Here is a 26992-nt window from a genome sequence, read left to right on the forward strand (position 1 = left end):
GTTGGCAGCAGCTGGACACTCGCCTCTCGGCTCCGCGGTACGGTGGGAGATGTCGTGGATGTCGCATGCCGTGGTCACCGCACTGCTGGTCGCAGGCGTGGTGATCGCCGTTCGTCTGCTGTGGCTGTACTCGGTGCCCTACCTTCTCCGTGCCATCGACCGCCGCCCCATCCAGCGCACGCTGCGCTCCGGCGCCCGGGAAAGATTCCCCCTCGCCTGGAGCGGGGTGCGCGGGGCCGTGTCACTGGCGGCCGCCCTCAGTGTCCCCGCCACCACGGCCGCGGGCCGGCCGCTCGCAGGACACGGCCTGCTGGTCTTCACCGCCGTGGCCGTCATCCTGCTCACCCTGGTCGTCCAGGGCACGACCATGCCCGCGGTGATCCGATGGGCCGGACTGCGCGGCGACCTCGACGAGACCACCGAGGAACGCCGCGCCCATCGTCAGATCGTCACAGCCGCGCTGGAAGCCCTTCCCGACCACGCCGACCGCCTGGATACGCCGCCGGAGACCACCGACGCCATCCGGAGCGAACTGCGCCAGTACGCCGCCGAGGACCCAGGACCGTTCGATGCCGGACCCGGCGTGCGGTCCGGGCTCGAACTGCGCCACACCCTGATCGGCGTCAAACGCAGCGCCCTGATCCGCCTGCGCGACCAGCGCACCATTGACGACATCGTCCTGCGCCGGCTGCAGTCGGTCCTGGACAACGAGGAAATCAGGATCGAGCTGGCCCTGCGTGCCTTCTCCGACCGACCGCCCCCACCACCCGACGGCACGGCCGCTCCGAGCGGCAGGGCGCCCGGGGCGTGACCGGCCGCGTCCAGTCCTGGGACCTGGTCTTCCGCCGGCAAGCAGCCGCGTCGCGCACGCCCTGCTGAACCTGGGTCTGACTGGTCCACCTTCAGCACCCGTGACGCCGTCGTGGTGGTATCACTGGATGCATGGACCAAACCGGCGAGCTCGGTCACTTCCTGCGCTCGCGCCGAGCCCGGCTCCGTCCCGATGATGCGGGGGTCGCCTTCGGCGGCGGCGCGCGCCGGGTGCCCGGACTGCGCCGCGAGGAGGTCGCGCGCCTGGCCGGGGTGAGTACGGACTATTACGCCCGTCTCGAACAGGGCCGGCACCCCCACGTCTCCGAGACCGTGCTGGAGGCAGTGGCCCGCGCCCTGCGCCTGGACGACACCGAACGCGGCTACCTCTTCGAACTCGCCCGGCCCAAGCCCCCCGGCCCGGACAGGCGCCGTCCGGCCCTGGTACCGCGCGTGCGTCCGGCGGTCCACCAGATGCTGGACGTCCTGAACGATGTCTCACCAGCCCTGGTCCTCAACCACCGCAGCGACGTCCTGGCGGTCAACCATCTTGCCAATGCGCTGATCACCGACTTCGACGCACTGCCGTACCGCGACCGTAACTTCGCCCGGTTCGTCCTGCTCCACCCCGCGGCGCAGGACCTGTACCAGGACTGGGACCAGGTCGCGGAGGCGTTCGTCGCCAGTCTGCGTCTGGCCGCCGGGCGCCATCCCGACGACCGCCTGCTGAACGAACTCGTCGGGGAACTGTCCATCAAGGTTCCCGGGTTCTCCAACTGGTGGGCCGGGCACGGTGTGGACCAGTGCGCCCACGGTACCCGGCGCCTCCTTCATCCCGTGGTCGGCGAACTCACCCTCTCCTACGAGATTCTGGCCCTGCCCGCCGACCCTGACCTGAGTATCTGCCTCTACACCGCGGAGCCTGGTTCCGCGTCTGCGGAGACGCTGCGCATGCTCGCCAGCTGGAGTGCCCCGACGTGCGTACGGGGGCACGGCTCTTCCGAGGCACCCTCAAGTTGACTTCCAAGGACCGCCCGGGAGTTTTGGCTCAAGTGCGAGCTACGGCAGCCCCCCTTCCGCCGGTGGCGGTGGAACGGATGCCACGAGTTCGGTGCTGCTCTTGTGAGTGCTCATGCGCCCATTGCCGCGAGGGACAGTTCCCACAGGCGGTCGGCGGCGTCCGGGTCGAGCGCGTACGGGGCCACCCCGCCGGCGGAGGTTCCCACGGCCTGGAGCGTCAGCTTCTCCGCCTCGTTGTTGTCCTCGAAGTAGCGGCCGCCAATGCCCTCCAGCAGGGGTGAGGCCGCGACCAGCACGCTGGTCGCGGCGCCCTGGGGAATCGTCTTGAACCGGAACGGCGCGCCCTGGATCGAGCCGAGTTCTCCGGCCGCCTCGGCGGCGCGCAGCTGTGTGAATTGTTCCGGATCCATGTAGCGCGACAGGTTCGTTCCCAGGATCACGCCGGGGTGGACGGCGTTGGCGGTGATCCCGTCGGCCGCCCAGCGGCTGGTCGCTTCGACCGCGAAGAGAACGTTGGCGGTCTTGGACTGCCCGTAGGCGAGCCACGGGTCGTAGGGACGGGCGGTGAAGTTGATGTCGTCGAACCCGACGGGCGAGGCGTGGTGGCCGCGGGAGCTCAGCGACACGATGCGCGCGTTGCCGGCCGCCGTGAGCGCGTCGTGCAGGCCGAGCGCGAGCGCGAAGTGGCCGAGATGGTTGGATGCGAACTGCAGTTCCCAGCCGTCCGGAGTGCGTTCGAGCGTGGGCAGCGCCATCACGCCGGCGTTGTTGACGAGGATGTGCAGGGGCCCGGACCAGGCACTCGTGAAGGCGGCGATCGACGCCCTGTCGGCGAGGTCGAGCCGGCCGACATGGACGGCGTCGTTTCCGGTGGCCTTGCGGATGTCGGTGGCGGTCTGCTCGCCGGCGTCCGTGTTGCGGACCGCGAGGGTGACCGAGGCGCCGGCGCTTGCGAGGGCGCGGGCGGTCTCGGCGCCGAGCCCCGAAGCGGCGCCGGTGACGACCGCGTGCTTTCCGGTGAGGTCGACACCTTCGATGACCTCGGTGGCCGTCGACTCTTCTCCGAAGGGGGTGCGGATGGGCTGGGTGGTTGTCATGATCTCAATTCCTGGTCATCGGTCGGTTGCTTTTCCCTCGCCTGAACACGTGAGGGAGGCGGTCCGGCACACCTGGTGCAGGCACGCCGGGGGAACGGGGAGCTCACGCCCGGTGCTCGAGTCCGAGGACGAGCTTTCCGGTGTTCTTGCCAGTGAGAAGGCGTCTGAGCGTGGCCGGGAACGTCTCGATGTCGCCGTGCACCGTGTCCTCCAGGCTCGTCAGCCGGCCGTCGGCCAGCCAGTGCGACATCTGTTCCATGGCCTCGGGATACCGGTCGGCGAATGCCGGGACAGCGACGCCTGCCATCGACGCGCCCCGGTACAGCAGGGAGCCCGAAGTAGGCGGTCATGCCGGTCATGCCCAGGACGCCGAGATACGCCGCGAGCGACCGGCCCTCCTCGGGGTGCACTTTGCAGATCCCGGTTCCGTCCGACAGGGCGAACTCCTGCACGCAGAAGGTGCCGTGGACGAAGTCGCCCTCCGCGAAGCCGGGGTGGCGGGAGCCCACAACCTGCTCGATCGTGATCGCCCGCATGACCGCTCCGATCTCCACCGGAGTGACGTGTCCTGCGTTCATCCAGCGCGCATGGCAGGGGCGATCGACAGGTGTGTGACCTTCACCAGGAACTCGCCGCCGCCGGGCACGGGGACGGGTGTCCGGACGAGCTCGAGGTCGGAATCGTCGAAGGGGCCGGCCGGGCGGGCCTAGAGGCGGAACTGGCGATTGGTACCGGTCGTCCCGGCTCACCCCGCCCGGTCGGGCGGGAAGTGGTCACCGAACATCGGGAGGCCGCTTGCGGACTCAGCGCGGCTCGCCTCGTCCTCCCAGACATCCCAGTGTTCGGTCAGTCTGCCGTTCTCGACGTGTACGACATCGGCCACGACGGCGGCAGCGTCGCCGGTGCCTGAGTACCGGCCGTAGAGCATCACGTAGTCGCCCTCGGCGACGGCGAGCTGGTTGTCGTAGCGCAGGGTGGCCGGCAGCGCGCGGACCAGGTCGAACAGGCCCTCCCGCCCCGGCGGGATGTGCCGGCTGTGCTGACGGTAGTCCTCTGACCAGAACTCCTGTGCGGCCTCGTAGTCGCGCTTGCCGAAGAGTGTGTCGAAGGCCGTCAGAACGAGCTCTCTGTTCTGCTCGGGTGTGGACATGCGGTGCTCCAGAGGATGGTGGTGATGCGTGCTCCGGACGTCGTCACGTGTGCGGCTGCGCACTCTTCGCGGTGACGCCGGTGAGGTCGGCGAGATGGCGCCACCGGGTGAGCGGCGGGATATCGCCTTTCTCGCCGGTGACGAGCTGCAGGGCCAGGTGGTCGGCGCCGGCGGTGTGGAACTCGGTCAGACGCTTGCTGATCGCGTCGTCGGTGCCCCAGGCCACCAGGGAGTCGACCAGGCGGTCGCTGCCGCCGCCGGTGAAGTCTTCCTCGGTGAAGCCGAGGCGTTCGAAGTTCGCGGTGTAGTTGGGCAGCCGGAAGTACAGGTCGAGGAAGTCACGTGCGACGCCACGTGCCCGGACGGGGTCGCTCTCCAGCACCACGGTGACCACGGGAGCCAGGAGCGGTCTGTCACCCAGGGCCTCCCGGGCCCGCTCGATGTATCCGGGGGCGACCAAGGCGGGGTGGGCGCCGGCAGCCCGGTCGCGGGCGAGACGCAGCATCCTCGGTCCGAGCGCCGCGAGGATCCGGCGGTCGGCCGGGACGGGGACCGCCGCGTCGTCCAGGGCGTCGAGGTAGCCGACCATCGTGGAGTATGGCCGCTGGTAGTTCTGGGCCAGCTCCGCGTGGCTCGCGCCCAGGCCCAGGAGGAACCGGCCGGGATCAGCCTCCTCCAGCTCGGCCCGCTGCCGGGCCACCGTGCCGGCGTCCTCGTTCCAGATGTTGAGGATGCCGGTGGCCAGGGCGATGCGTCCGGTGGACCCGGCCAGCGCGGCAGCGTGGCGCACACTGCTGTTACCCCCGAGCCAGATCGCGCCGAAACCCAGGTCTTCCAGCCCGACCGCCGCGCGTTGGCGCTGGTCCTGAAGCGCCGGGTCTTCGGAGCGCAGTTCGTGGCTGAAGATTCCGAAGCGGCCCAGGGACTGCTGGGGTGCGGTGCAAGGCGGAGAGTCCATCGTCTGTTCCTCACTGGAACGAACGCGTTATTCGTGCTGCGGTTAGGTGCGTGTGGACCTTCCCTGGTCAGGAGGGGTGTCATGCCGTGCCCTGCACTGGTCGGGCCGCCGTTGCCGCGACTCGGCCGAGGGCCTGGAATGCGGCCTCGCCGATGGCGAACCCGGGCGGTGTCCTCGCGGCGTGGCGTCGGACGCGCTCGACGGCTTTCACGACCTCAACTCGTAGTCATCAATCGGCTGTCTGTTCCTCATCAGTTGGACGGTGCCTGGGAGGGGCGGCCGCGTGTGTGTTCGTCGGCGTGGTCCAGCTGGCGAGCAGGCGGAGTGTTTCCGCGGAGGCGGAGCCGGGTTCGGTGGTGTAGAGCACGATGCTCTGGTCAGGGTCAGCGGGCAGGGCCAGCGTTTCGTAGGAGAGGGTGAGTTCGCCGACCACGGGATGGTCGAGGCGTTGGGTGCCGTGGGCGCACTGGTCCACGCGGTGACCGGCCCACCAGGCGGAGAACTCGGGCACCTTGATGGACAGCTCCCCGACGAGTTCGTTCAGCACGCGGTCGTCGGGATGGCGTCCGGCGGCCAGACGCAGGCTGGCGGCGAAGGTCTCCGCGACCTGGCCCCAGTCTGTGTACAGATCACGGGCGGCGGGGTGGAGCAGGACGAATCGGGCGAGGTTGCGGTCACGGTGCGGCAGTGCGTCGAAGTCGGTGATCACCGCCTTGGCCAGGTGATTGGCGCCCAGGACGTCACTGCGGTGGTTGAGGACGACGGCCGGCGAGACATCGTTGAGGACATCCAGCATCTGATGGACCGGCTGCCGCACGCGTGGTGCGCGGACAGGACGGCGCCGGCCGGGTGTCCTGTGCCGGGCGAGTTCGAAGAGGTAGCCACGCTCGGTGTCGTCCAGGCGCAGGGCGCGGGCCACTGCCTCCAGCACCGTCTCCGAGACGTGGGGGTGCCGGCCCCGTTCGAGACGGGCGTAGTAGTCCGTACTCACCCCGGCCAGATGTGCGACTTCCTCGCGGCGCAGTCCAGGCACCCGGCGCGGTCCGCCGCCGAAAGCCGCCCCCGCGTTCTCGGGACGCAGACGGGCTCGGCGCGAGCGCAGGAAGTCACCCAGTTCGCCGTTGTGGTTCATGCGGCCAGTGTGCTCCCCATGGCGGCGTGACGGGCCGGTGAAGGTGGACCAGTCAGACCTAGGTTCAGCAGGGCGCCCTTGGAGCGCCCACACACACGCAAAGCAGGTCATGCTGACTGAAAAGCGACGACCTTCTCCGGCGAGCAAGCCAGAGGACCTCCCTGCACTGGGGCCGGGGAAAGGAGCGGCTGTCCCGCACTGGCCTGCTGTCGCCTCGAAGACCACGCTGCCGCAGGCCCGGCCCGAGCCGGCCCTCACACGACCCCTGGAACCCCATCACAAGCCACCCTCCGCCCCCGTCCCCGTCCCCGGCGCGGGCCACCCAAAGGAGATTGCCATGACCAAGTTCGCGCCCGTACCCGACTTCGCCCTGGGCCCGGACATCCCGGAGTCCGGGTATGCCGTCAGGGACCTGGGCGGCGGTGCCTACTTCGTCACCCAGGGGATGATCAACACGATGTTCGTGGAGACGAACACCGGTGTCGTCCTCGTGGACGCCTCACCATTCCTGGGGGACAAACTGCTGGAGGCGATCGAGTCGGTCACCCCCAAGCCCGTCACCCACCTGATCTACAGCCACGCGCACGCCGACCACATCGGGGCAGCTCACCTGCTGAAGCGGGACGACCTGAAGATCATCTCCCATGAGATCACCGGCGAGTTCATCAAGGAGGTCAAGAACGACGACCGGCGCCCCCTGCCCACCGAGACCTTCAGCGGCCGCCGCAAGGAGATGGACATCGACGGGGTACGGTTCGTCCTCGACTACACGGGAGACTGGCATCAGGCCGGCAACCTGTTCATCCACCTGCCGGAGCTGAAGCTCATGGGAGCGATGGACAGCTTCACTCCGAAGAACGCGCCGTTCTTCCGCCTGTACTTCTCCGCACACGTGCCCGCGTACTTCGACGCCATGGACCAGTTGCTGGAGTACGACTACGAGACCATCGTCACCGGCCATATGGCTCTGCCTGGTACACCCGAGGACGTGGCGACGAACCGGGAGTACATCCGGGACCTGCGCGCCGCTGCTTCCGAAGCACTGCGCACAGTCGACATGAGGGAAGCCTCGGCCGCCGCCAAGGTGCCGGCGAACAACAAGCAGGCGGAAATCAAGGTCTGGATGGACGCGGTCACCGCCCGCGCGGCCGAACTCATGCCGTCCTGGGAAAAGCGCCTGGGAGGGACCGACATCTTCCTCTCCGACAACCTCAACGCCACCGCGTGGAGCGTCTTCATCGACTAGAACGACGCCCTACGAATGAGGGGCGAACCGCTGTGATTGCGTTCGCAGTCACGCACCAATCGGTGTTCCCGACTCCGGAACATCATCCAGCAGCCACCGCATTGGCATCACCCGCCCTCGGCGTGGGGCGTGAGAAGGAGGGATGCCACATGCTGCCAGCTACGAGGGTAAAGCAGTTGGCGCAGAGTATCGATCTGGTCGTGGAGGCTGTTCATACTTCACCGGTCGACCAGTACCACAGCCCGACGCCGTGTTCGGCGTGGACGGTGAAAGACCTCGTCAATCACATCGCCATGATGCTCCTGATGACGAGAGACGCGGGCACCCGCACGGCATCGGATCCGAGCCTGCTGACCGCGAACCCGGTGCCCCTCCTCGCCGGGCGGCCGGAGTCCGAGTGGGCGTTGCTCGTGGCCGGCAGTGCGGAACCGGCGGCCAGGGCCTGGTCCGAGCCGGCAGCGTGGGAGGGAGAGGCCAGCCTCGGTGAAGCGCGCATGCCTGCGACCGCGCTCGGCGGGATCCTGATCGCCGAATGCGCCGTCCACGCCTGGGACACGGCGGCAGCCACCGGACAACGGCTCACCATTCCCGCATCCTTGGCCGAAGCCACGTTCGCGACATACTCGCGTGAAGCACCCCGCATGCGCAGCCTCGGCCTTCTGGGTACGCAGCACGGTGTGCGACAGGGTCCTGGGGCCGATCTCGTGGTCACCGATGCGGATGGGCGATCTGATGCCGAGGGCCCGCCCGGTCCGCCATGCGGGCTGGCGGGGGCTGCTGAGACGGCGAGCAAAGCGGTGGCCGACAGCTGCGTAAGCCGTTGCGTGCGCGGTCTTGCAGAGCACGGAACGCGGGAAACGGGCGGCGGCGTCGTTGGCAATGTCCATGTTGAACGCAAGGTAGCGGCCACGGCGTCCAGTACTCGCGGCAAGCAGGCCTAGCGCAAGAGTGGCTCTCCGCCCACTTCGACGACCTGTTGTCCCACTGGGTGCACCACACCGACTGGAAGGTGCGGCACCTGCGGCGCGTTTCAGCGCTCAAGCTCGCGGAGATGAGTGGCGGGGGCACCTGGCCCGATTGCGCGAAGACTCTCCGCATCCCGTGGAACACCGCGCAGCAGTCCCTCAAAGTCATCCGGCAGGAGTTGACTTCACGGGATCTGTGGTCGGACTTTGAGCGGTCCGTCGAAAGTGTGGCCAGCCAACTGGACCGGGGCACGGATCGTGTTCACTACGGGCGACGCCGGGAGCTTCTTTCGTCCTGGCAGGTTCCGGCTGGTGACTGGGCCGAACTGTGCCGCGATCTCGAGCAATTCGGCCAGGGGGCCACCTCCCCCACCTCTGACACGGCGACCGTGCTGATTTGGACTCATGTCACTCAGGGCGATCACCTTCACAGCCCAATGCTCGGCGCCCTGAGGGAATCGGGTTGCAGCACCCAGCGTCTGGTCGCGTCGATCAACCAGCTCCGCACCCCCGCCAACCGCAAGGGCGGCAAACGCGAGCTTCTGCGCCGTCTCGAAACGTACTCCGACCTCCTCGCCACCGCCTGCGACCGGGGCGTTGCCTCGTTACAGACTGGCAGCCTCGAAATCGAGGTATCTGCTGCACACCTGCGCAAGGTCAAGTCCCCGTAGGAGTGGGCAACGTACGCCGGGGTTCGGTGGCAGGTCTTCCGCCGACGCCCCGGGGCGAACGGCGATCACATCCTCGCGCGGTCTCGTGTCGTCGCGTCCGGTACCGACGGAGCGCCGGAGTAGATCAGGTCTCCGAGTTCGTCTGGGTTGCGGCGGGCTCGATCAAGCGACCGGGGCTGACGCCGACCCCCTCGGCCAGTGCCGGAATCGTGACCGTGGCGCTGCAGGCGACGCGATGGTCTGGTCTGGTCTCCGCCAGGCAGAGCGGCTCACCGCCCAGTACGGTGCGGACCTCGGCACGGTGCTGACGTGGGCCGAAGCCACCCAGGCCGATCACCTCCTGTGCCCGCGCCTGACCACCTACTGCGGCGCGGTCAAGCAGCCAAGGACGCCAAGGACACTGATAGAGGAGCTCTCCCAGTTCTTCACTCCCGGCAACCAGCGGGTAAGCCGCCTCGTGCTCCGGCACCGGATCGCACGCTTAGGTACGGCCGAGCCTCGTTCCGCCTCCTCCGCACCCTGTTCCTTCTCCGATCATGACCTGGGGGACCAAGATGCCGATAACGTGGTGAGCGACGAAGTCGTGCAGGTCGGCGGCGATCGCCAGGCGCTGCTGGCGGCGGTTCTCGCTGGCGGCGCGGTGCGGCGGTGGTCGAGGGAGCACAGATAGGCCGCAAGGCCGGCCACCAGACCGATGAAGACCGGGCCGCCGACCATGAAGCCGAGGATGCCGCCGTCCTTGAGCGAGTGCGAGGAGCGGACCGGCGTGAACAGCAGGGCGACGCCGTTCAGCGTGCCGCACACTACGGCCCACAGCGGCCGGCAGTGTCACATGGCGATGAAGAGCAGGGACAGCAGGATCGCGATCTCGCCCGGGCCGAGGACGTCGGCCACCGCCGATTGACACAGATGGGCGGCGAGGGCGCCCACGGGATCGCGCTGGCGCCGTTCAACATCCCGAACGCCGGCGACCTCAGTATCGGCCGCCGCCTCAGCCCCGCACGGCATAGTTGCGCTGGCCTGTAGGAATTAGCAGGTCAGCGGACCCAGGACGCAACAGGCCAAGCCCATCGCGCGTCAGGCCAAGCGCTCCGCATAGTGCCAACTATCCCGCTTTTATGCCAACTAAAAAGCCTCGTCACAGCTCGCTAACGCCGTACGCGCGGCATTCCCAGGCCGATCCAGGAGATGATCTCGCGCTGGATCTCGTTGTTGCCGCCGCCGAAGGTGAAGATGACCGCCGAGCGGTAGCCGCGCTCCAGTTCGCCGTGCAGGACGGCGCCGGCCGAGCCCTCCTTCAGCGGGCCGGCCGCGGCGACGATCTCCATGAGCCAGGCGTAGGCGTCGCGGCGGGCCTCGGAGCCGTAGACCTTGACCGCCGAGGCGTCCTGCGGGGTGAGCGTGCCGTCCTGGACGGCGGCGACCATCTGCCAGTTGAGGAGCTTGAGGGCGTCGAGCCGGACGTGGGTGCGGGCGAGCAGCCGGCGCACCCAGGCGAGGTCGGCCACCCGGCGGCCGTCGGCGAGCTTCGTCTCGCGTGCCCAGCGCTGCACGTCGTGCAGGGCGCGGATCGCCATGGTGCCGTGGGCGGCGAGGGTGACGCGCTCGTGGTTGAGCTGGTTGGTGATCAGCCGCCAGCCCCCGTTCTCCTCGCCCACGCGGCGGGAGACGGGGACGCGGATGTTCTCGTAGTAGCTCGCGGTGGTGTCGTGGGAGGCGAGGGTGCGGATGACCGTGCAGGAGTAACCGGGGTCGGAGGTCGGCACCAGGAGCATGGTGATGCCCTTGTGCGGCGGGGCCTGGGGGGCGGTGCGCACGGCCAGCCACACCCAGTCCGCCGTGTCGCCGTTGGTCGTCCAGATCTTCTGCCCGTTGACGACGTACTCGTCCCCCTCGCGTACGGCGCGGGTCCTGAGCGCGGCGAGATCGGTGCCCGCGTCGGGCTCGCTGTAGCCGATCGCGAAGTCGATCTCACCGGCGAGGACGCGGGGCAGGAAGTACGCCTTCTGCTCGTCGGTGCCGTACCGCATGATCGTCGGCCCGACCGTGTTCAGCGCCATCAGCGGCAGGGGCACGCCGGCCTGCGCGGCCTCGTCGAAGAAGATGAACTGCTCCATGGCCGTCATCCCGCGTCCGCCGTACTCCTCGGGCCAGCCGACGCCGAGCCAGCCGTCCGCGCCGAGCCGGCGGATGGTCGCGCGGTAGAACCGCTTCTGCGCGGCCGGGTCGGCGTACCGGGCGTAGGCGTTGTCCGGAACCAGCTCGGCGAAGTAGGCACGCAGCTCTGTGCGCAGCCGCTGCTGCTCGGGCGTGTGGTCGAGGTGCACGGCGCCTCCAGGCTCCCCAAGGGCGGTCCTGACGGCGCACACCGTAGAACGTGTTTCAGAAATTGTGAATGCCGGGGCCGCGGCGAATCGGGCTCCCCGGCCCGGCGACCGCCGTCCGGCGGCGGCTCACTTGAGCATCTCCAGGAAGTCCGCGCAGGCGTCGGCACAGGTCCGGCAGCTGACCGCGGCCGACTCGGCGCCGGGATGCTCGTCGAAGGCGCGGGCGCACTCCAGGCAGATCGAGCGGCACCACTCGACCCGGACGCGGATCCCGTCCTCGTCCTGCCGGTTCTCCTCGCAGAGCACCCGGCAGGTGGCGTCGCACACCTCGGCGCACATGATGCCCAGCCGGCGCACCCGCTCCTGGTGCTCGGTGCCGTCCGGATCGACGAGGCTCGCCCTCACGGCACAGGCCCGGGCACACTCCGTGCACGCCTGCGCACAGGTGAAGCGGTCCTCCAGGAACCGGTAGAGCTGCTGGGAAGTCGGCGATGTCACACCGTGCGGGTAGCCGGGGCGGGCGGCGACAAACCACCGCCTCGGGGCCTTGTGAAACGACCGGGCCGGAACTCCGGGGGGCCGTCACCTCGCATAACCCCCGGTAACCCATAGTGTCCGGATTCGTCCGGGTATGGGGTGGGTATTCCTGTCCTATGAACACCGCATCGATGCAGTTGGCCGCGGCGAGCGGCCTGATGAGCCTCGTTCTGTTCATCGTGGCCGTGGGCCTCCTCGCGCTGCTCGCCGGCGGCTTCTGGATGACCTCCCGCGTCAAGTCCCAGGAGTCTCCGCGGCCCCGGCCCGAGGAACAGCCCAAGATGCCGCCGGGCGGACCGGTGCGCGAGGTCCAGGAGAACAGGGAGTCCGCCGAGGTGCCACGGGTCGCCAAGGGCGAACGCCCACTGACCCCCTACGACCTGACCAACATGGACAGCAAACCGAGCGCGTCGAAGGACCGCCCGCGCTGGAGCAAGGGCTCCAGCGGCTCCTTCGGCGGCGGCGGACTGGGCGCCCACTGAGCCCCTGCCCGTCCGTCTTCGCCGACCCGGCCCGCGCCGGACCGCCGTACGCCCCTAGGGATCGTTCCGAGGGGCGTCCAGGCGGCCGACGCGGGCCATGTTCTGCCGGTCCTCCGGGTCCTGGCTGGGCTCGGCCGTGAACCAGGCGTCGAGGATCTCCGTCAGCAGCGGACCGGAGGTCAGCCTGAGACTCAGGGCGAGGACATTGGCGTCGTTCCAGCGGCGCGCGCCGTCGGCCGTGCCGGCGTCCGTGCACAGCGCCGCGCGTACGCCCGGCACCTTGTTGGCCGCGATGGACGCGCCGGTGCCGGTCCAGCAGCACACCACCGCCTGGTCGGCCGCGCCGTCGGCCACGTCCCGGGCGGCGGCCTCCGAACAGACCGCCCACCCCGCGTCGGCGCCCGGCACCAGCGCGCCGTGCTCGCGGACGTCGTGGCCACGGCGCCGCAGCTCCGCGACCAGGAGGCGGGCGACGGGTTCGTCCATGTCGGAGGAGACGGAGATCCGCATGTCAGGAGCGTAGCGCCCGGCCCGCGGGTCTGCCGGGACACCCCGCACATGGCGAACGGCCCCTGAGGGCCGTTCGACAGGCGTCGCGCCCGGTCAGGGGCGGTGGACGGATCAGGGATGGTCGGGCCGCTGGGCCGGCGGCACCCCTCCGCCCTCTCCCCCGCCCTTGGCGCCCTTGTCCGAGCCGTGCGGGCGGGCGCCCGCGTCCTGGCCGGCCCGCTGGCGGGCCTTCAGCTCGCCGCTGTCCTGCGGGGTGGCGCCTCCCTTGTCACTGCGCCGCTGTTCGGGCTGCTGCGGATTGGACATGCGCCGGACTCCCTCCGGGTGATGCGTGCTGCGTGCGGGGTCCGGGTTCCCAGGGCGACGCGGGTGACGCACGCCGGCGGCGGATCGGCGCGCACCGCCGGTGGACCGGTCCACGTCGACGGGTCGGCGGCTGTCGCGGCCGGGCGGTGCGAGGGGGCCGCGGGGGCGGCCTGGGAGCGGGACCGGCGACGCGGCCGCGGGTCAGCACGCGGAGCGGGTCAGCGCGCGGTGGAGGTGTTCGAGGGCGTCCAGGAGCACCGTGCGGTGGTACCAGCTCAGCCAGGCCGCCGTGTCCGAGGCCAGCAGGGCGAACGCCTCGGACTGCGCGGCGGTCGGCCGGTGGCCGGCGTCCGGCCAGTGCACGCTGATCACGCCGGTGCACGAGCCGGCGGAGGAGAGCACCGGGACGCTGTGCACGGCACGGGCACCGGTCGCCAGCAGGACACGCCGGCAGTCGTCGGAGAGCAGCGCGTCCGCGGCGACGTCGGCGACGCCCACCTGCCGGCCCCGGGTGCGGGCCGCCGCGTCGGCGGTGCCCTCGTCCCGGCCCCGCACGAGCTGGTCCAGGAGCACGTCCGCGCAGCCGTAGTGGGTCTCCAGCATGAGGGCGTTCACGGCCGCGTCCACGAACTGCACGTACCCGGCGGGCGCCCGGCCGATGGCCAGCGCCTCGTGCAGGACGGCGTCGGTCATCTGCCGCCGGTAGCGGGGGTCCCGGCCGCCACGGGCCAGGATCCGCAGCTGCGGGACGGGCAGGCAGCGGCGGCCGGGGAACCACACCTCGCCGCTCGGGGGCCGGGCCACCACCACGGCCGAGACGAGGACGCGCAGCGGCACGTTGAACCGCTGCGAGACCTCGCGCAGCACCCGGAAGGCGCTGCCGGAGTCCGGCAGGCCGTAGCGGACCATGAGCGCGCCCTGCGCCATGCCGATCACCGGCGCGGTGCGCACCCGGGCGCGCAGCGCGCGGACCTCCTTGTGCAGGTCCTCGTAGGAGGGCCGCAGCGGGTCCGCCATCTGCGACCGCCAGGCGGGCAGCTCCTCCACCCGGGAGGCGGCGCGGGCCAGCTCGCGCAGCGCCTCGTCGAGGGTGGCGTACAGCTGGACGCCGGTCAGGCGGGCCAGGTGCACCGCCTCGCGCACCCCGGGCCGGGCGCGCACGATGATCAGGTCCGGACGTCCGGAGCGGCTCCGCGTCGTCTCGCTGAGCGTACGGAGCACGGCGGCGCCGCCGAGCTGCACGTGGGCCATGTCGAGCACGGGGCGCAGCCCGGCGCGGTCCGCCTGCTCCAGGTGTCCGCGCAGCTCCTCCGACCAGGCCCGTACGCCATTGGCGTCCAGGCTGCCGGACATGCGCAGCAGCAGGGCGCCCTCGGCGGGCAGTCCCTCGACGACGGAGGACTCGATGACGAGGCGAGCCGGAGCGGCCGGCCGGCCGGAAGAGGGTTTCATCGCATCACCCAGACAGGACGTCCCGAAGAAGTGGCTCGGCCCCTTCCTGACCTTGGCACCACCTTGCACGGTAGGCGGCCCGCCCTCAACCGCACCATCCACCGCGCCGGGCGGCGACGGCGCGTCCGGCGGTCACCGGCCGGGGCCGCCGGGGTCCGCGGGCGACGGTCCGCGGGCCGCCAGGGCCCGCAGGGCCAAGTCCAGGGAGGCGTGCACGCGCAGCCCCGGCAGACCGGCCGCGGCCAGGGTCTCCCGCACGTGCGGCCGGGGCTGTACGACGGACAGCGCGCGTCCGGAGCGGGCGAGGTCCCGGGCCGCCCGGGCCAGGAGGTCCGAGGCGGGGCAGGCGAGGTACACCTCGGTCAGGTCCAGCAGGGCGTGTTCGCCGGCCCGGCCGGCGTCCGCGAGATGTGCGGCGAGGGCCTCGGTGAACCGCCCGGCGTTGGAGGTGTCGACGGTGCCCCGGGCGGTCAGGACGCTGGTCCCGCCGAGCCCGGTGCGGTGCTCGCGCACGGTCCGCAGCAGCAGGGGGGCGGGGCCGCCGGGGTGGACGCGGGCGGGGGACGGCTGACCGATTTCCATGGGAACGGCCTTCCTGGGGCGGGGCGGAAGGATCGGCCGGCCGCTTCTTGACCGGGGGTTCACTGTGCCCTCGCGCCGATGCCGGACGCAACGACGTCTCCGGGCGTGTCGTACCGCCCGGATACTCGGCCGGCGTACCGCCGTACGGGTGACTCCCGGGTGCCGAAGGCCCCCGGCCGACGCCCCCACCACCTCCCGCCGCTTGTCCGGGGATTGGCAGATGTGTGCCAGGAGATGCAGCGAAAGGTGCAGGTCAGCGGAGGGGTGCGGTGATGAAGGGTGGTCCACATCTGCCAATCACAGCTCTTGTGTGAGCTGATGGACTGGGGGGCCTACGGTCCGTCAGGGGGCGGCGTGTGCCGGGGTGGCCGGCCGGCGATGGCCGCGGGGGGCCCGCAGGAGCATCAGGCAGGCCGCGGCGACCTCGCCGGTGCGGATGCGCAGCAGGCGGGTGTCGGGAGTGCGCCCGTGCGGGTCACCGGGCGGGCCGGGCTTCCACAGGGCCAGGTGGTCCGGGCCGGGCGGCGGCCCCCACATACGCGGGGAGACGGGCCCGAACAGGGTGACGGAACGGGTGCCGTGGGCCACCGCGAGATGGGCGAGGCCGGTGTCGCCGCTGAGCACCAGGGAGGCCTCGGCGACCAGCGCGGACAGCTGACCGAGCGGCAGGCCGCCGGTCAGCAGGTCGTGATCGGGCTGACCGCCGCGTTCGGCGACCGAGCGGACCAGGTCGTCCTCGCCGGGTCCGCCGGTGAGGATCACGTGGTGTCCGGCGGCGCGCAGGCAGCGGACGACGGCGGCGAACCGCTCCCCCGGCCAGCGGCGGGAGCACGCGGCCGCGCCGGGGTGCACCACGACCGCGCCCGGGGCCGGGGACGGTGTGGCGGGCCGGGACAGCCGCAGGTCCCGGGGGTCGGCCGGGATGCCGTAGGCGCCCAGGAAGGCGCACCAGCGGTCCCGTTCGTTGGCGTGGGCGAGCCAGGCCGGGCCGTCCGGGCAGGCGTGGGCGAGGAGCCGGCGGGGGTGCAGGGCGGCCAGGGCGTCGCGGCTCTCGGGGCCGTTGCCGTGCAGGTCGACGGCCACCTCGGGCGGCGGGCCGGGCCAGTGGGAGAGGTCCGGCACCGCGCGGCCCGGCGCCTCGGCCGCGAGGACGGCGTCGACCGCGCCGGTGGTCAGGGCCAGTTCGGTGAGGCCCGGCGGCTGGGCGAGGATCAGCTGGTGGCCGGGGAAGGCCCGGCGGATCCCGCGCAGCGCGGGCACCCCGGCCAGCAGATCGCCCAGCCCCAGCGCCCGCAGGACGAGGACCCGCGGAGCCCAGTCGCCGCGCTTCCCGCCCCGGCCGGCCGCGCCCACGTCACGCTCCCGCCCACCGCCTGCCGCCGCCTCGCGCTCGCGCTCGCGCCGACCGGAAGCCACCGCCGCACGCCGTCGCCGGTCGGGTGCCGGCGCCTCGCGCTTCCGCCCATCGGCAGAGCTCACCTCGCCCCTCGGCCGGTCGGAAACCGCCGCCCGGCGCCTCTGCCGGTCGGCCGCGCTCGCCTCGCGCTTGCGCCGACCGGGAGCCGACACCTCGTGCCTCGGCCGATCAGGGACGGTCACCTCGCCCTTCCGCCGGTCGGCAATCGCCGCCGTGCGCCTCTGCCCGTCGGGTGCCGGCGCCTCGCGCCTGAGCCCATCGGCCGCGCTCACCTCGCCCTTCCGCCGGTCGGGGGCGGTTACCTCGCGTTCCCGCCGGCCGGCCTTCGCCGCTTCGTGCTTGCGTCCGTCGGGTGCCGTGACCCTGTTCTTCCGCCGGTCGGGGGCGGTCGCCTCGTGGTTCCGGCGGGCGGCCGCCGTCTCGTGCTGCTGCGGGTCGAGGGAGGTCACCGCGTGTGTCCTCCGGTCGGTGCGGGGGCGAGGGCCGCGCGGCGGGCGAGGCCGGTGGTGGAGCGGCCGTCGAGGTAGGGCAGCAGCAGGACCTGCCCGCCCCAGCTCTCCACCAGCGGCTGTTCCGGCAGCGAGGCCCGGGCGTAGTCGCCGCCCTTGGCCCAGATGTGCGGCCGGAGTTCGCCGAGGATGCGCTCGGGGGTGTCCTCGTCGAAGACGGCGACGGCGTCCACGCACTCCAGGGCGCGCAGTACCCGCACCCGGTCGGCGGCCGGGACGAGGGGCCGGCCGTCGCCCTTGCGGCGGCGCACGGAGTCGTCGGAGTTGACGCAGACGACGAGGCAGTCGCCGGCCCGGCGGGCGGCCTGGAGCAGCGCGACGTGCCCGGCGTGCAGCAGGTCGAAGCAGCCGCCGGCGGCGACGACGGTGCCGCCCGCGGCCCGGACCCGGGCGGCGGTGCGCACGGCGTCGGCGGTGGTGTCGCCGTCGGCGGTCGGCTCTGCGGCCGTCTCCGGCTCGTCCGCGACGGCTACCGCCCGGGCGCCGCCCTCGGCGACGTAGCGGGTGGCGGCGTGGACGGCGGCCCGCACGGCGGCCTCGGTGACGGTGCCGTCGGCGAGCAGACCTGCGGCGGCCGCGGCGAACCGGTCGCCGGCGCCGCAGGGGTCGCCCGTGGCGGCGGCCGGGGTCGGTACGAGGAGCGGGGTCTCGCCGTGCGAGAGCAGTGCCCCGCGCTCGCCGAGGGTGACCGCGACGGCCTGGGCCCGCCAGGCGCGGACGAGGGCGCGGGCGTCCCGGGCGGCGGTGCGCAGCCCGGCCGGGTCGGCGGTCTCCCCGCCGTCGTCCAGCTGCCGGGCGAAGGCGCGGGCCTCCTGCGCCGAGGGGGTGGCCAGACATACACCGGGGACCGGGGACCGGCCGCGTACGTGGGGGTCCCAGACGATGGGCGCCGCCGTGTGGGCGAGCGCGTCACGCAGGACGTCGGCGGTTCCCCGGCCGTAGTCGGCGACGAGGACGCCCCCGGCCGCCGCGACGACGGCCACCGCCTGGGGCGTCGCCTCGTGGGCGTGGCCCTCGCCGTCGTCGAGGCGCAGCAGCGGCCGGTCCCCGGCCATGACACGGGTCTTGCTGCTCAGGGTGCCCTCCAGCGGCACCTCGACCAGGCCGACGCGGTCGGCCAGCAGCTCCCGCAGGGTGTCGCTGGCGGCGTCGGTGCCGAGCGCGGTGACCAGGGTGACGGCACGTCCGTCGGCGGCCGCGAGGCAGGCGGCGAGGGCCGCACCGCCGGGCCGGGAGCTGCGCCGGGTGCCGTGGACGACGGGTACCGGCGCGTCGGGGGCCAGCCGCTCGGCGCGGCCGCACAGGTCGTGGTCGAGCAGGGCGTCCCCCACGACGACCAGGGGCGTCTGCGAGGCGGTCATGCGTGTCCCTTCCTGGGCGCCCCGGACGCGCCGGACGACGAACCGGTCGCCCCGGGCGGAACGGAGGTGCCGGACGACGAGCCGGACGTGCCGGACCCGCCGGGCGCCCCGGAGGTGCGGGGTGCGCCGGTGGTGCCGGACGACGCCCCCGGCGCGCCGGCCCCGCCGGGCGTCGCGGGCGTCCCAGGTGTCCCGGAAGCGCGCGGCTTCCCGGAAGCGCGCGGCGTGCCCGGGGTCCCGGGCGTGCCGGACGCGAGCCGGCCGACGGAGCGGGCGCGACCGACGAGCCGGCCGACGACCCCGGGTCTGCCGTCGGTGACCGAGTTGCCGTCCACGACCGGCCTTCCGTCGGCCGTCAGCTTCCCGTCGGCCACCGGCGTCCCGTCCGTTCCGCCGGTGTCGGTGCGGTCGGCGGCGGCGGTGCCGCGTTGCACTGCCCGGTCGAAGGCCTCGCAGAGCATGTGCACGGCGACCAGGTGCAGTTCCTGGACGGTGGCGGCGACGGGGGCGTCGACGCACAGCGCGTCGTCCGCGCCGAGCTGCAGCGGGTTGGGCGGCCGCCCGGTCAGCGCCCACACGGTCATCCCGAGCCGGTGCGCGCGGTCGGCGGCGGCCAGCAGGTTGGCGCTGGCGCCGCTGGTGGACAGCAGCAGGAGCACGTCCCCGGGGCGGCCGTGGGCGGCGGTCTGGCGGGCGAACACCTCCTGGACGCCGTAGTCGTTGGCGATCGCGGTGGTGGAGGAGGTGTCGGCGTGCAGGGCGACCGCGGAGAACGGCGGGCGGTCGTCGCGGTAGCGGCCGACGAGTTCGGCGGTGAGGTGCTGGGCCTGCGCGGCGCTGCCCCCGTTGCCCGCGACGAGCAGCCGGGCGCCCGCGCCCAGCCGGCGGGCGAGTTCGGTGCCCCAGCGCTCGATGAGCGGTCCGCTGTCGCGGAAGGTCTCCAGGGCCCGTATCAGGTCGTCGCAGTGCGTCGTGTCCAGGAGGGACTTCGTGCCGGTCACGGTCTTCATCGGACGACCCCCGAGAGCGAGCGGATCGAGGACACCTCGCCGTACACGCCGGCCACGCCGTCGGCCACCCGGTCCCAGGTGTAGTGGGTGAGGACCCTGTTACGGCCGGCCGTTCCGTACCGGGCGAGCCGGCCGGGGTCGGCGAGGAGGGCGCGCACGGCCGAGCCGAGGTCGTGGTCGTCGTCGGCCGGGACCAGGAGGCCTGTGGTGCCGTCCACGACGGTGTCGAGCTGGCCGCCGACCGCGGTGGCGACCACCGGCGTGGCGCAGGCCATGGCCTCCAGGGGGACGATGCCGAAGGGCTCGTACAGGGGCAGCGACAGCACGAGGTCGGCGCTGGACATCAGCCGGGGCATACGGGCCCGGCCGACCCCGCCGAGCAGGGTGACCCGGTCGGAGACCCCGTACTCCCCGGCGATGCCGTACAGGCGCGCGGCCTCGGGTTCGGCGCCCAGCAGGTCGGTCTCGGGGCCGCCGGCGACGAGGAGTTCGGCGTCGGGGATGCCGGCCAGGGCGCGGATGGCGCGGTCGAAGCCCTTGCGGGGCACGAGCCGGCCGACGGCCAGCAGCCGCCTGCGGGCGCCGGGCGGGCGGTTGGGGGCGACCGGCGCGAACTGGTCGGGGTCGACGCCGCAGGGCACGACGCTGATCCGGTCCTCCGGCAGCCCCATCGCCTTCAGCTCGGCCACCTCGTCGCTGCAGGTGGCGATGATCCGGGCGCACTCGTGACCGATGGCCTCCTCGACGGCGAGGCGCTGCGGCGGGCTGGTGTCGGCGGCGCCCTGGTAGCGCTTCTTCACCGTGCCGAGCGCGTGGTAGGTGTGCACGACGGGGATGCCGAGGTCGCGGGCGCCGGCGAGGGCGGCGAGGCCGGACATCCAGAAGTGGGAGTGCACCACGTCGGGCGGGCTGTGTCCCCAGTGCCGGGCCAGGAAGTTCCCGAACTCGGGTATGTGCGGAAGGAGTTCGTCCTTGGGGACGGGCGCGGGCGGTCCGGCGGGCACATGCACCACCTGTACGCCGTCGATGAGGGTCACCCGGTCCGGCAGGCCCGCCGAGTCCCGCCGGGTGTACACCGTGACCCGGTATCCCTTTCTGGCGAGTTGCCGGGCGACCTGCGCCACGTACACGTTCTGGCCGCCCGCGTCCGGTCCGCCGAGCGCGGCCAGTGGGCTGGCGTGCTCGGAGACCATGGCGACGCGGCCGGCGGTGTGCGGGATGCGGCTCATCGGGTGACCTCCTTGATCAGGCGCTCCCAGTCGTCGAGGAAGCGCCGTTCTCCGTAGCGCGCCCGGGCCGCGGCCCGGGCGGCCGCGCCGGTGCGGCGGGACAGCTCGGGCTCGGCGAGGAAGGCCCGTACGGCGTCCTCCAGCACGTCGAGCCGGTTCGAGACCACCCCGGCGTCGTCGGGTACCGCCTCCCGGACCTCCGTGGTGTCCAGGGCGACCACGGGCATGCCGAGGAACATGGCCTCCAGCAGGGACAGGCCGAGCGAGGTCCAGCGCACGGGGTGCAGATAGAGGCGGCACCGGGCCATCTCCCGGTGCAGCTCGCCCTGGGGCAGGTCCCGGGTGCGGCAGCGCCCGGGCGGCAGGCCGAGGTGGCCGGCGAGTCCTTCGGTGCGCATCCCGAAGACGTCCAGGGGCGCGGACCGGGCGAACCGGGACAGCAGGTCGGTGCCGGTCGTACGGCCCCTGCGCACGGGCTCGTTGACCACGACGGCCGCGCGCCGTTCGGTGCCGGTCCACAGCGGGCCGGGGTCGACGACGCCGTGCTCGACGACCTCGGTGGGGGCCCGGCCGTTGTCCCACATCAGCCGGTTGAAGTGGGTGACGTGGACGACCGGGATCCGCGACTGGGCGGCCAGCGCGTGGAGTTGCCGCTCGGGTGACTCGTCGGGGCTGTTGTGCTCGACGTACACGGCGGGCACGTCCACGCCGGGGCGGCGGCCGGTCCAGCGCAGGGCGAGGTCGAGTTCGTGCGGGCGCTGCAGGACCATCAGGCCGATGTCGGCGTCCCACAGTTCCCGGGGGGTGAGTTCCCGGGCGGAGGGCGGCCAGTCCCAGGTCACCGCGCGGCCGAGGCCGTCGGGTCCGCGGTCCTCGGTGACCGGGAGGAGGTAGGTGTGCGGGCCCCGCACGAAGGCGGTGAGCCAGGATCCGTGCACGTGCCAGACGAGGATGTTCATGACTGCCGCTCCTGGATGAGCTTGTGCACCGCGCGCACCACGTCCTGTCCGGTGACCTCGTCCAGGCAGGGGTGGCCGGGCACCGGGCAGGTGAGCGCCCGGGTGTCCGCGCACGGCGCCGACTGGTCGCCGAGCAGGATGACGGGGACGCCGTACGGCGCCCAGCGGCCGGCCGGGACCACGGGCGCGAACAGCGACACGACGGGGGTGCCGACGGCGGCGGCGAGATGGGCGGGTCCGGTGTTGGCGCTGATCACGACCTCGGCGGCGCGCAGTACCCCGGCGAGGGCGCGCGGGCCGGTCCGGCCGCCGAGGTCGACGGCCGTGTCGCCGCTGATCCGCCGGGTGAGGGCGGTCTCACCGGGGCCGCCGGTGACGACCACGCGGTGCCCCGCGTCGGCGAGCAGGGTGACGGCCTCGGCGCAGCGGTGGGGGCTCCAGGCGCGGGCGGGGGCGCTGGCGCCCGGGTGCAGGACGACGTAGGGGCCGTGGCCGGTCAGGCCGGTGGTGTCGGGGGGCGGGAGGACGCGCAGGCGTCCGTCGTCGCCCGGGGGTGGCGGGAAGCCCATGGCCGTCGCGGTGTCGAGGGCAGCCTCCGCCTCGTGCCGGCCGGCCGCCCTGCGGTGGCGCACGTCGAGGAGCCGGCCGGGGTGGTCGGCGCTGTCGGCGCCGATCCGGCCGACGCCGGCGAGCCGCAGCAGCAGGGCGGTGGGCAGCGGGCTCTGGTGGAACGAGGTGAGGATCAGCGCGGTGTCGTGGGACCCGGCGCGCAGTCGCGCGAGCAGGGTGTCGACGTCCTCGCGGGTGACCGGGGGCGGGTCGAAGCCCTCCCAGGGCGCCTCCCACACCAGCACCTCGTCCACGCCGGGCAGCAGCCGGGCGGCGTCCGCGCCGCGCGGGCCGCACAGCAGGGTGACGTGCGTGCTGCGGGCGGCGACGGCGCGTACGGCGGGGCCCGCTAGCAGCACGTCACCGAAGCTGTCGAGCCGGACGACGAGGCTTCTCACGAGGGCCCCCTCGCCGCGGTCGCGCTGTCCCGGGGCGCGCCGAGAGCCCTGCGTACGGCGATGAACGGATCGGGGGCACTCTGCTCGAGGAAACGTTGCACCTCCGCCGGGGCGGTGGCCGCGTTCGGTACCAGCACGCCCCGGGCGCCCGCGGCGCGGGCGGCCAGCACGTCGGCGGCGATGTCACCGATCACCAGGCACGCGGCGGCCGGTACGCCGAGCCGGGCTGCGGCGGTACGGATCAGGCCGGGCCGGGGCTTGCGGCATCCGCAGCCGGCCTCGGGGGTGTGCGGGCAGAACACCCAGGTGTCCAGCCCGCCCAGCAGCGCGTCGGCGCGCGCGTTGACGGCACGTACCCGCTCGGCGGTGAGCAGTCCGCGCCCGATGCCGGACTGGTTGCTGACCACGCCGGTGGCCAGTCCGTGGGACCGGGCCAGCGCCACGGCCTCCGCGGCGCCCGGCAGCAGCCGGACCCGGTCGGGGTCGCCGTTGTACGGAACGTCCGCCACGAGGGTGCCGTCGCGGTCGAACAGCACCGCGGCCACGGTGGTCATCCGGCACCGCCCAGCGGCCGGGCGTGCCGGTGGCGGACCACTCCGCGCACCCAGTGCCGCACCGCGAGGGGCGGTATGAGCACGCTGGTGCCGAGCATCCCGGCGATCTCCCGGCCGGTGCGCGGGCCGGGCAGGATGCGGGCGAGGGCGAACTCGGCGGTGCCGAGCGTCCACAGCGCCGCGCAGGCGGTCGCGGCCCGGCGCCGTCCGGTCAGGGCGCAGGAGGCGGCGGCGAGGGCCGCGCCGGTGACCGCCAGATGGCGGCGCAGCCGGCCGCGGGGCGCCTGGGCGCGGTCCCACCAGTCGCGGCCGTGCAGCCGCTTCATCAGGGCGTCGTCGGCGTTGCCGCGCTGCGCGGGCAGCGAGGCCCACCAGTGGGCCGGACGGACCGGGTGCCGGGTGATCCGCGCGCCCCGGACCAGGGACCAGCCGGCCCGCCGCACCCGCAGGGCGAGGTCGGCGTCCTCGCGGAAGGCGCGCGGGAAGCGTTCGTCGAAGCCACCGGTCCGTTTGAGCGCCTCGGTGCGGTAGGCCATGTCGGCGGTGGCCCAGGCGGCGTTCTCCAGGCCCTTGGTGGTGCGTTCCCAGTCGGTGGGCCGGCGGTCCAGGGGCAGGGGGACACGCAACTGCCCCTGGACACCGCCGACCTCGGGCCCGGCCGCGCGCAGATCCTCCGCGAGCCGCCGGGACCAGTCCGGCAGGACCTGGACGTCGTCGTCCAGGAAGACCGTCCAGGGCGTACGGACGGTGCGCCAGCCGGCGTTGCGGGCGGCGGCCGGGCCCTTGCCGCCGGTGGCGAGGGTGCGCACCCGGTCGAGCAACTGCCCGGCCGGCTCCAGCGGCAGGGCTCCCTCGGGTGCGGGCCGGTCGTCCACGACGATCACCTCGTGCGGTGGATGGCCGTCGGCCGCGCCGAGCGCGCGCAGACACTCGGCGAGGCAGGGGCGGCCGATCGTCGGGACGACGACGGTGTAGGCGGGCGCGCCGGTCATCATGCGAACGCCTTTCCGCGGCGGATCGCGAACGGGCCGAGCACCAGCAGGTCGACGGGGGCCGAGCCGAAGCACTCCAGGGCGTCCCGGGGGTCGTCGGCCATGGGCCGTCCGGCCGTGTTGAGGCTGGTGTTGACCACCACCGGCAGTCCGGTGCGCCGCTCGAAGCCGTCGATCACACGGGCCACCAGGGGTTCCTGGGCGCGGTCCACCGTCTGGACGCGGGCCGTGCCGTCGACGTGCACCACGGCCGGGATGCGGGCCCTCCAGTCGGCGGCCACGTCGTGCACGAACAGCATGTGCGGGCTGGGCAGCGGCCCGTCGAAGATCTCGGCCGCGCGCTCGGCGAGCACCATCGGCGCCACGGGGCGGAACTCCTCGCGCCCCTTGACCGCGTTGAGCCGCTCCAGGTTGCCGGCCTTGCCGGGGTGGGCGAGCAGGGAGCGGTGCCCGAGCGCGCGCGGCCCGTACTCGCTGCGTCCCTGGAACCAGGCCACGATCCCGTCGGCGGCCAGCACCTCGGCGGCCGTCTCGGCGATGTCGGCGGGCCACTCGTACGGTACGGCCGCCCGTTCCAGCCACGCGCGCAGCTCGGCGTCGCTCCAGCCGCGTCCCAGGGCGGCCGTCGGCATCGGCTCCAGGGTGTCCTTCTGCCCGGCGACGTGCGCCGCCGCGCCCAGGGCCGTACCGGCGTCGCCCGCGGCGGGCTGCACCCAGACGTGCCGGAATCCGCTCTCGCGCCACAGCCGGGTGTTGGCCACGCAGTTCAGGGCGACGCCGCCGCCCATGGTGAGCGCGTCCTCGCCGGTGCGTTCGTGCAGCCAGCGGGCGAGGGCCAGCATGGCCTCCTCCAGGCACAGCTGGGCGCTGGCGGCGAGGTCGGCGTGGTCCTGGCTCCAGGCGCCGCCGGCCGGCCGCGGCGGGACGAGGTCGGCCCAGGGCACCGGGCGGGCCCGGAAGCCGCCCGCGTCGTCGGCCCGGACGTACTCCCGCAGCCGGCCGGCGAAGCGCGGGGTGCCGTAGGAGGCGAGCGCCATCACCTTGAACTCGTCGCTGCTGCGCAGGAAGCCGAGGTGCTGGGTGAGGTCCTCGTAGAACAGGCCGAGGGAGTCCGGCAGTTCCTGGGTGGCGAGGACGGTCAGTTCCCGGTTGGTGCAGCGGCCGGCCAGGTGGGAGCCGCACTCGCCGCGGCCGTCCAGGACGAGGACGGCGCAGTCGGGGTACGGCGAGACGGGCCCGGCGGAGGCCGCGTGCGCCACGTGGTGGGGGACGAACCTGACCTTGGCCGGGTCGAGTCCGGGCAGCGCCTCGGCGAGGAAGTCCGGTGCCTTCCGGGCGTACTCCTGGCGCAGGTGGTCCCAGGGGTCGTGCAGGCCCATGCGCTCGGCGGGGCGGGCGAGGGAGGGGTCGTAGGAGTAGGCGACGGCGTCCAGGTCCGACGGGGCGAGGCCGGCCCGCTCCAGGCACCAGCGGGCCGACTGCTCGGGCAGCTCCCAGGCGGAGAAGGGGAGGGGCCGCTTGCCGTGCTTGCGGCGGGAGAACCGCTCCTCCTCCGCCGCCGCCACGACCGTGCCGTCGGTGATCAGGGCGGCGGCGGGGTCGTGGAAGAGTGCGTTGATACCGAGGACGTGCATGCGCTGTCTCCAGGGCCGGGGACGGGCGGGGGTCAGGACTGCGGGGCCGGGTCCTGCGTGCGCGGGACCGGTTCCGGGGGCAGGGCCGCGAAGTAGGCGATGGTCTGCTTCAGGCCCTCCTCCCAGGGGACCTGCGGCGACCAGCCGAGCAGTTCGCGCGCGAGGGTGGTGTCGGGGCGGCGCCTGCCGGGGTCGTCGACGGGCCGGTCGACGAACGCGATCGGGGAACGGGAACCGGTGAGGGCGACCACCCGGCGGGCCAGCTCGGCGACGGTGATCTCGTCGCTGCCGCCGATGTTCACCGGCCGCAGGGACCTGCTCGCGGCCACCCGCAGGACGCCGTCGACCGTGTCGTCGACGTAGCACAGCGAGCGGGTCTGGCCGCCGTCGCCGGTCACCGTGAGCGGCTCGCCGGCCAGGGCCTGGCAGATGAAGGTGGGCACCGCGCGGCCGTCGTGGGCCCGCATCCGCGGCCCGTAGGTGTTGAACAGGCGCACTATCCCGGCGTCGGTCCCCCTGGTGCCGGCGTGCGCGGTGACCAGGGCCTCGGCGAACCGCTTGGACTCGTCGTAGACGCTGCGCGGCCCGATGGGGTTGACGTTGCCCCAGTAGCCCTCGTGCTGCGGGTGCACCTGCGGGTCGCCGTACACCTCGGAGGTGGAGGCGAGGAGGAAGCGTGCGCCGTCGCGCTCGGCGACCGCCAGGGCGTTGCGGGTGCCGAGGCTGCCCACGTCCAGGGTCTCCAGCGGCATGCGCAGGTAGTCGGCGGGCGAGGCCGGGCAGGCGAAGTGCAGGACGAGGTCGTACGGGCCCGCCAGCCGCTCGGGGCACGCGGCGGCGGACACGTCGCAGTGCAGGTAGCGGAAGCCGGGCCGGTCCTCCAGGTGCGCGACGTTCTCGCGCCGCCCGCAGGCCAGGTTGTCGGCGCAGTCGACTTCGACACCTGAATCCAGCAGCCGCTCGCACAGATGCGAGCCGAGGAAGCCGGCGCCGCCGGTCACGAGGGCGCGCCGCCAGGAGAACGGTGTGTCACCAGTCATGAGACGGTTCCCTTCGTCGTCCATCGTCCACGTCG

The 26992-nt window shown here is 73.1% G+C and carries 26 protein-coding genes and 4 pseudogenes; 7 read left to right on the forward strand and 23 right to left on the reverse strand.

Going from position 1 to position 26992, the window contains the following annotated elements:
* Nucleotides 1-58 precede the first annotated feature (58 nt).
* Together FHS34_RS05455 and FHS34_RS05460 are read left to right on the forward strand one after the other, a co-directional pair.
* Nucleotides 59-811 carry a cation:proton antiporter domain-containing protein gene (locus FHS34_RS05455; protein WP_225817533.1) on the forward strand — a complete coding sequence of 251 codons (753 nt, stop codon included), beginning with the start codon at nucleotides 59-61 and terminating at the stop codon, nucleotides 809-811.
* A 131-nt stretch (nucleotides 812-942) separates the two neighbouring features.
* Nucleotides 943-1830, forward strand: a complete 888-nt coding sequence (locus tag FHS34_RS05460) for a helix-turn-helix transcriptional regulator (protein WP_184961717.1) — start codon at nucleotides 943-945, stop codon at nucleotides 1828-1830.
* Nucleotides 1831-1940: 110 nt separating this feature from the next.
* On the opposite strand, the gene FHS34_RS05465 is transcribed toward FHS34_RS05460, so the two are convergent.
* The 6 genes and pseudogenes from FHS34_RS05465 to FHS34_RS05490 form a co-directional block, all read right to left on the reverse strand.
* Complete coding sequence (locus FHS34_RS05465; protein ID WP_184961719.1) at nucleotides 1941-2927, reverse strand: SDR family NAD(P)-dependent oxidoreductase; 987 nt, start codon at nucleotides 2925-2927, stop codon at nucleotides 1941-1943.
* A 103-nt stretch (nucleotides 2928-3030) separates the two neighbouring features.
* Nucleotides 3031-3234, reverse strand: coding sequence for a hypothetical protein (locus FHS34_RS42230; protein WP_225817558.1), 204 nt, complete (start codon nucleotides 3232-3234; stop codon nucleotides 3031-3033).
* Between the two features lie 160 nt (nucleotides 3235-3394).
* A pseudogene (locus tag FHS34_RS42235) lies at nucleotides 3395-3573 on the reverse strand (NADP-dependent oxidoreductase); the annotation flags it as partial.
* Between the two features lie 99 nt (nucleotides 3574-3672).
* Nucleotides 3673-4077 (reverse strand): nuclear transport factor 2 family protein, encoded by a 405-nt coding sequence (locus FHS34_RS05480; protein WP_184961723.1) that lies wholly within the window; start codon nucleotides 4075-4077, stop codon nucleotides 3673-3675.
* 43 nt (nucleotides 4078-4120) lie between these two features.
* Nucleotides 4121-5035, reverse strand: coding sequence for an LLM class F420-dependent oxidoreductase (locus tag FHS34_RS05485; RefSeq protein ID WP_184961724.1), 915 nt, complete (start codon nucleotides 5033-5035; stop codon nucleotides 4121-4123).
* Nucleotides 5036-5264: 229 nt separating this feature from the next.
* A complete protein-coding gene (locus FHS34_RS05490) occupies nucleotides 5265-6167 on the reverse strand; it encodes a helix-turn-helix transcriptional regulator (protein WP_184961727.1) in 903 nt (300 codons plus the stop codon).
* A 337-nt stretch (nucleotides 6168-6504) separates the two neighbouring features.
* On the opposite strand from FHS34_RS05490, the gene FHS34_RS05495 reads away from it, so the two are divergent.
* Both FHS34_RS05495 and FHS34_RS42240 read left to right on the forward strand, forming a co-directional pair.
* Nucleotides 6505-7413: an MBL fold metallo-hydrolase gene (locus FHS34_RS05495; RefSeq protein ID WP_184961729.1), complete on the forward strand. Its 909-nt coding sequence runs from the start codon at nucleotides 6505-6507 to the stop codon at nucleotides 7411-7413.
* A 149-nt stretch (nucleotides 7414-7562) separates the two neighbouring features.
* A pseudogene (locus tag FHS34_RS42240) lies at nucleotides 7563-8138 on the forward strand (TIGR03086 family metal-binding protein); the annotation flags it as partial.
* Here the strand turns inward: FHS34_RS42240 and FHS34_RS42245 are convergent.
* A pseudogene (locus FHS34_RS42245) lies at nucleotides 8076-8447 on the reverse strand (DNA helicase); the annotation flags it as partial. The pseudogenes FHS34_RS42240 and FHS34_RS42245 sit on opposite strands and share 63 nt — an antisense overlap.
* On the opposite strand from FHS34_RS42245, the gene FHS34_RS05505 reads away from it, so the two are divergent.
* Entirely contained in the window at nucleotides 8402-9049 is a 648-nt protein-coding gene (locus tag FHS34_RS05505) for a hypothetical protein (RefSeq protein ID WP_184961733.1), read from the forward strand. The pseudogene FHS34_RS42245 and the gene FHS34_RS05505 sit on opposite strands and share 46 nt — an antisense overlap.
* Nucleotides 9050-9284: 235 nt before the next feature.
* Nucleotides 9285-9719 carry a hypothetical protein gene (locus FHS34_RS05510; RefSeq protein WP_184961735.1) on the forward strand — a complete coding sequence of 145 codons (435 nt, stop codon included), beginning with the start codon at nucleotides 9285-9287 and terminating at the stop codon, nucleotides 9717-9719.
* A gap of 478 nt (nucleotides 9720-10197) precedes the next feature.
* Here the strand turns inward: FHS34_RS05510 and FHS34_RS05515 are convergent, their stop codons facing one another.
* Together FHS34_RS05515 and FHS34_RS05520 are read right to left on the reverse strand one after the other, a co-directional pair.
* Nucleotides 10198-11376, reverse strand: coding sequence for an acyl-CoA dehydrogenase family protein (locus FHS34_RS05515; RefSeq protein ID WP_184961737.1), 1179 nt, complete (start codon nucleotides 11374-11376; stop codon nucleotides 10198-10200).
* 126 nt (nucleotides 11377-11502) lie between these two features.
* Complete coding sequence (locus FHS34_RS05520; protein WP_184961739.1) at nucleotides 11503-11874, reverse strand: four-helix bundle copper-binding protein; 372 nt, start codon at nucleotides 11872-11874, stop codon at nucleotides 11503-11505.
* A 155-nt stretch (nucleotides 11875-12029) separates the two neighbouring features.
* Here FHS34_RS05520 and FHS34_RS05525 point away from each other — a divergent pair, with 155 nt between their 5' ends.
* Nucleotides 12030-12395 (forward strand): DUF6479 family protein, encoded by a 366-nt coding sequence (locus tag FHS34_RS05525; RefSeq protein WP_225817534.1) that lies wholly within the window; start codon nucleotides 12030-12032, stop codon nucleotides 12393-12395.
* 54 nt (nucleotides 12396-12449) lie between these two features.
* On the opposite strand, the gene FHS34_RS05530 is transcribed toward FHS34_RS05525, so the two are convergent.
* The 14 genes and pseudogenes from FHS34_RS05530 to FHS34_RS05595 all read right to left on the reverse strand — a co-directional run bounded on the left by FHS34_RS05530 (nucleotide 12450) and on the right by FHS34_RS05595 (nucleotide 26957).
* Nucleotides 12450-12905 carry an RpiB/LacA/LacB family sugar-phosphate isomerase gene (locus FHS34_RS05530; protein ID WP_184961741.1) on the reverse strand — a complete coding sequence of 152 codons (456 nt, stop codon included), beginning with the start codon at nucleotides 12903-12905 and terminating at the stop codon, nucleotides 12450-12452.
* Between the two features lie 111 nt (nucleotides 12906-13016).
* Complete coding sequence (locus FHS34_RS05535; protein ID WP_184961743.1) at nucleotides 13017-13211, reverse strand: hypothetical protein; 195 nt, start codon at nucleotides 13209-13211, stop codon at nucleotides 13017-13019.
* 201 nt (nucleotides 13212-13412) lie between these two features.
* Nucleotides 13413-14663 carry an ANTAR domain-containing protein gene (locus tag FHS34_RS05540; protein WP_184961745.1) on the reverse strand — a complete coding sequence of 417 codons (1251 nt, stop codon included), beginning with the start codon at nucleotides 14661-14663 and terminating at the stop codon, nucleotides 13413-13415.
* A 132-nt stretch (nucleotides 14664-14795) separates the two neighbouring features.
* A complete protein-coding gene (locus tag FHS34_RS05545) occupies nucleotides 14796-15245 on the reverse strand; it encodes an STAS domain-containing protein (RefSeq protein WP_184961748.1) in 450 nt (149 codons plus the stop codon).
* 342 nt (nucleotides 15246-15587) lie between these two features.
* Nucleotides 15588-16598, reverse strand: a complete 1011-nt coding sequence (locus FHS34_RS05550) for a glycosyltransferase family 9 protein (protein ID WP_184962833.1) — start codon at nucleotides 16596-16598, stop codon at nucleotides 15588-15590.
* A gap of 509 nt (nucleotides 16599-17107) precedes the next feature.
* Entirely contained in the window at nucleotides 17108-18532 is a 1425-nt protein-coding gene (locus FHS34_RS05555) for a PfkB family carbohydrate kinase (protein ID WP_184961750.1), read from the reverse strand.
* A 365-nt stretch (nucleotides 18533-18897) separates the two neighbouring features.
* Nucleotides 18898-19542 (reverse strand): annotated as a pseudogene (locus FHS34_RS05560) (D-sedoheptulose-7-phosphate isomerase); the annotation flags it as partial.
* A complete protein-coding gene (locus FHS34_RS05565) occupies nucleotides 19539-20771 on the reverse strand; it encodes a glycosyltransferase (protein ID WP_184961752.1) in 1233 nt (410 codons plus the stop codon). The gene FHS34_RS05565 and the pseudogene FHS34_RS05560, both read right to left, overlap by 4 nt.
* Entirely contained in the window at nucleotides 20768-21730 is a 963-nt protein-coding gene (locus FHS34_RS05570; RefSeq protein WP_184961754.1) for a glycosyltransferase, read from the reverse strand. The genes FHS34_RS05565 and FHS34_RS05570 overlap by 4 nt, the downstream gene beginning before the upstream one ends.
* Entirely contained in the window at nucleotides 21727-22737 is a 1011-nt protein-coding gene (locus tag FHS34_RS05575; RefSeq protein ID WP_184961755.1) for a glycosyltransferase family 9 protein, read from the reverse strand. The genes FHS34_RS05570 and FHS34_RS05575 overlap by 4 nt, the downstream gene beginning before the upstream one ends.
* The gene (locus FHS34_RS05580) at nucleotides 22734-23291 is read right to left on the reverse strand and encodes a D-glycero-alpha-D-manno-heptose-1,7-bisphosphate 7-phosphatase (protein WP_184961756.1); all 558 of its coding nucleotides are present in this window, start codon (nucleotides 23289-23291) and stop codon (nucleotides 22734-22736) included. The genes FHS34_RS05575 and FHS34_RS05580 overlap by 4 nt, the downstream gene beginning before the upstream one ends.
* Nucleotides 23288-24283, reverse strand: a complete 996-nt coding sequence (locus tag FHS34_RS05585) for a glycosyltransferase family 2 protein (RefSeq protein ID WP_184962835.1) — start codon at nucleotides 24281-24283, stop codon at nucleotides 23288-23290. The genes FHS34_RS05580 and FHS34_RS05585 overlap by 4 nt, the downstream gene beginning before the upstream one ends.
* The gene (locus FHS34_RS05590) at nucleotides 24283-25917 is read right to left on the reverse strand and encodes a carbamoyltransferase family protein (protein ID WP_184961757.1); all 1635 of its coding nucleotides are present in this window, start codon (nucleotides 25915-25917) and stop codon (nucleotides 24283-24285) included. Before FHS34_RS05590 ends, FHS34_RS05585 begins: the two co-directional genes overlap by 1 nt.
* A gap of 32 nt (nucleotides 25918-25949) precedes the next feature.
* Nucleotides 25950-26957, reverse strand: coding sequence for an NAD-dependent epimerase/dehydratase family protein (locus FHS34_RS05595; protein ID WP_184961759.1), 1008 nt, complete (start codon nucleotides 26955-26957; stop codon nucleotides 25950-25952).
* Nucleotides 26958-26992: the final 35 nt, after the last annotated feature.

The organism is Streptomyces echinatus (genome assembly GCF_014203595.1).
Lineage (GTDB): Bacteria > Actinomycetota > Actinomycetes > Streptomycetales > Streptomycetaceae > Streptomyces > Streptomyces echinatus.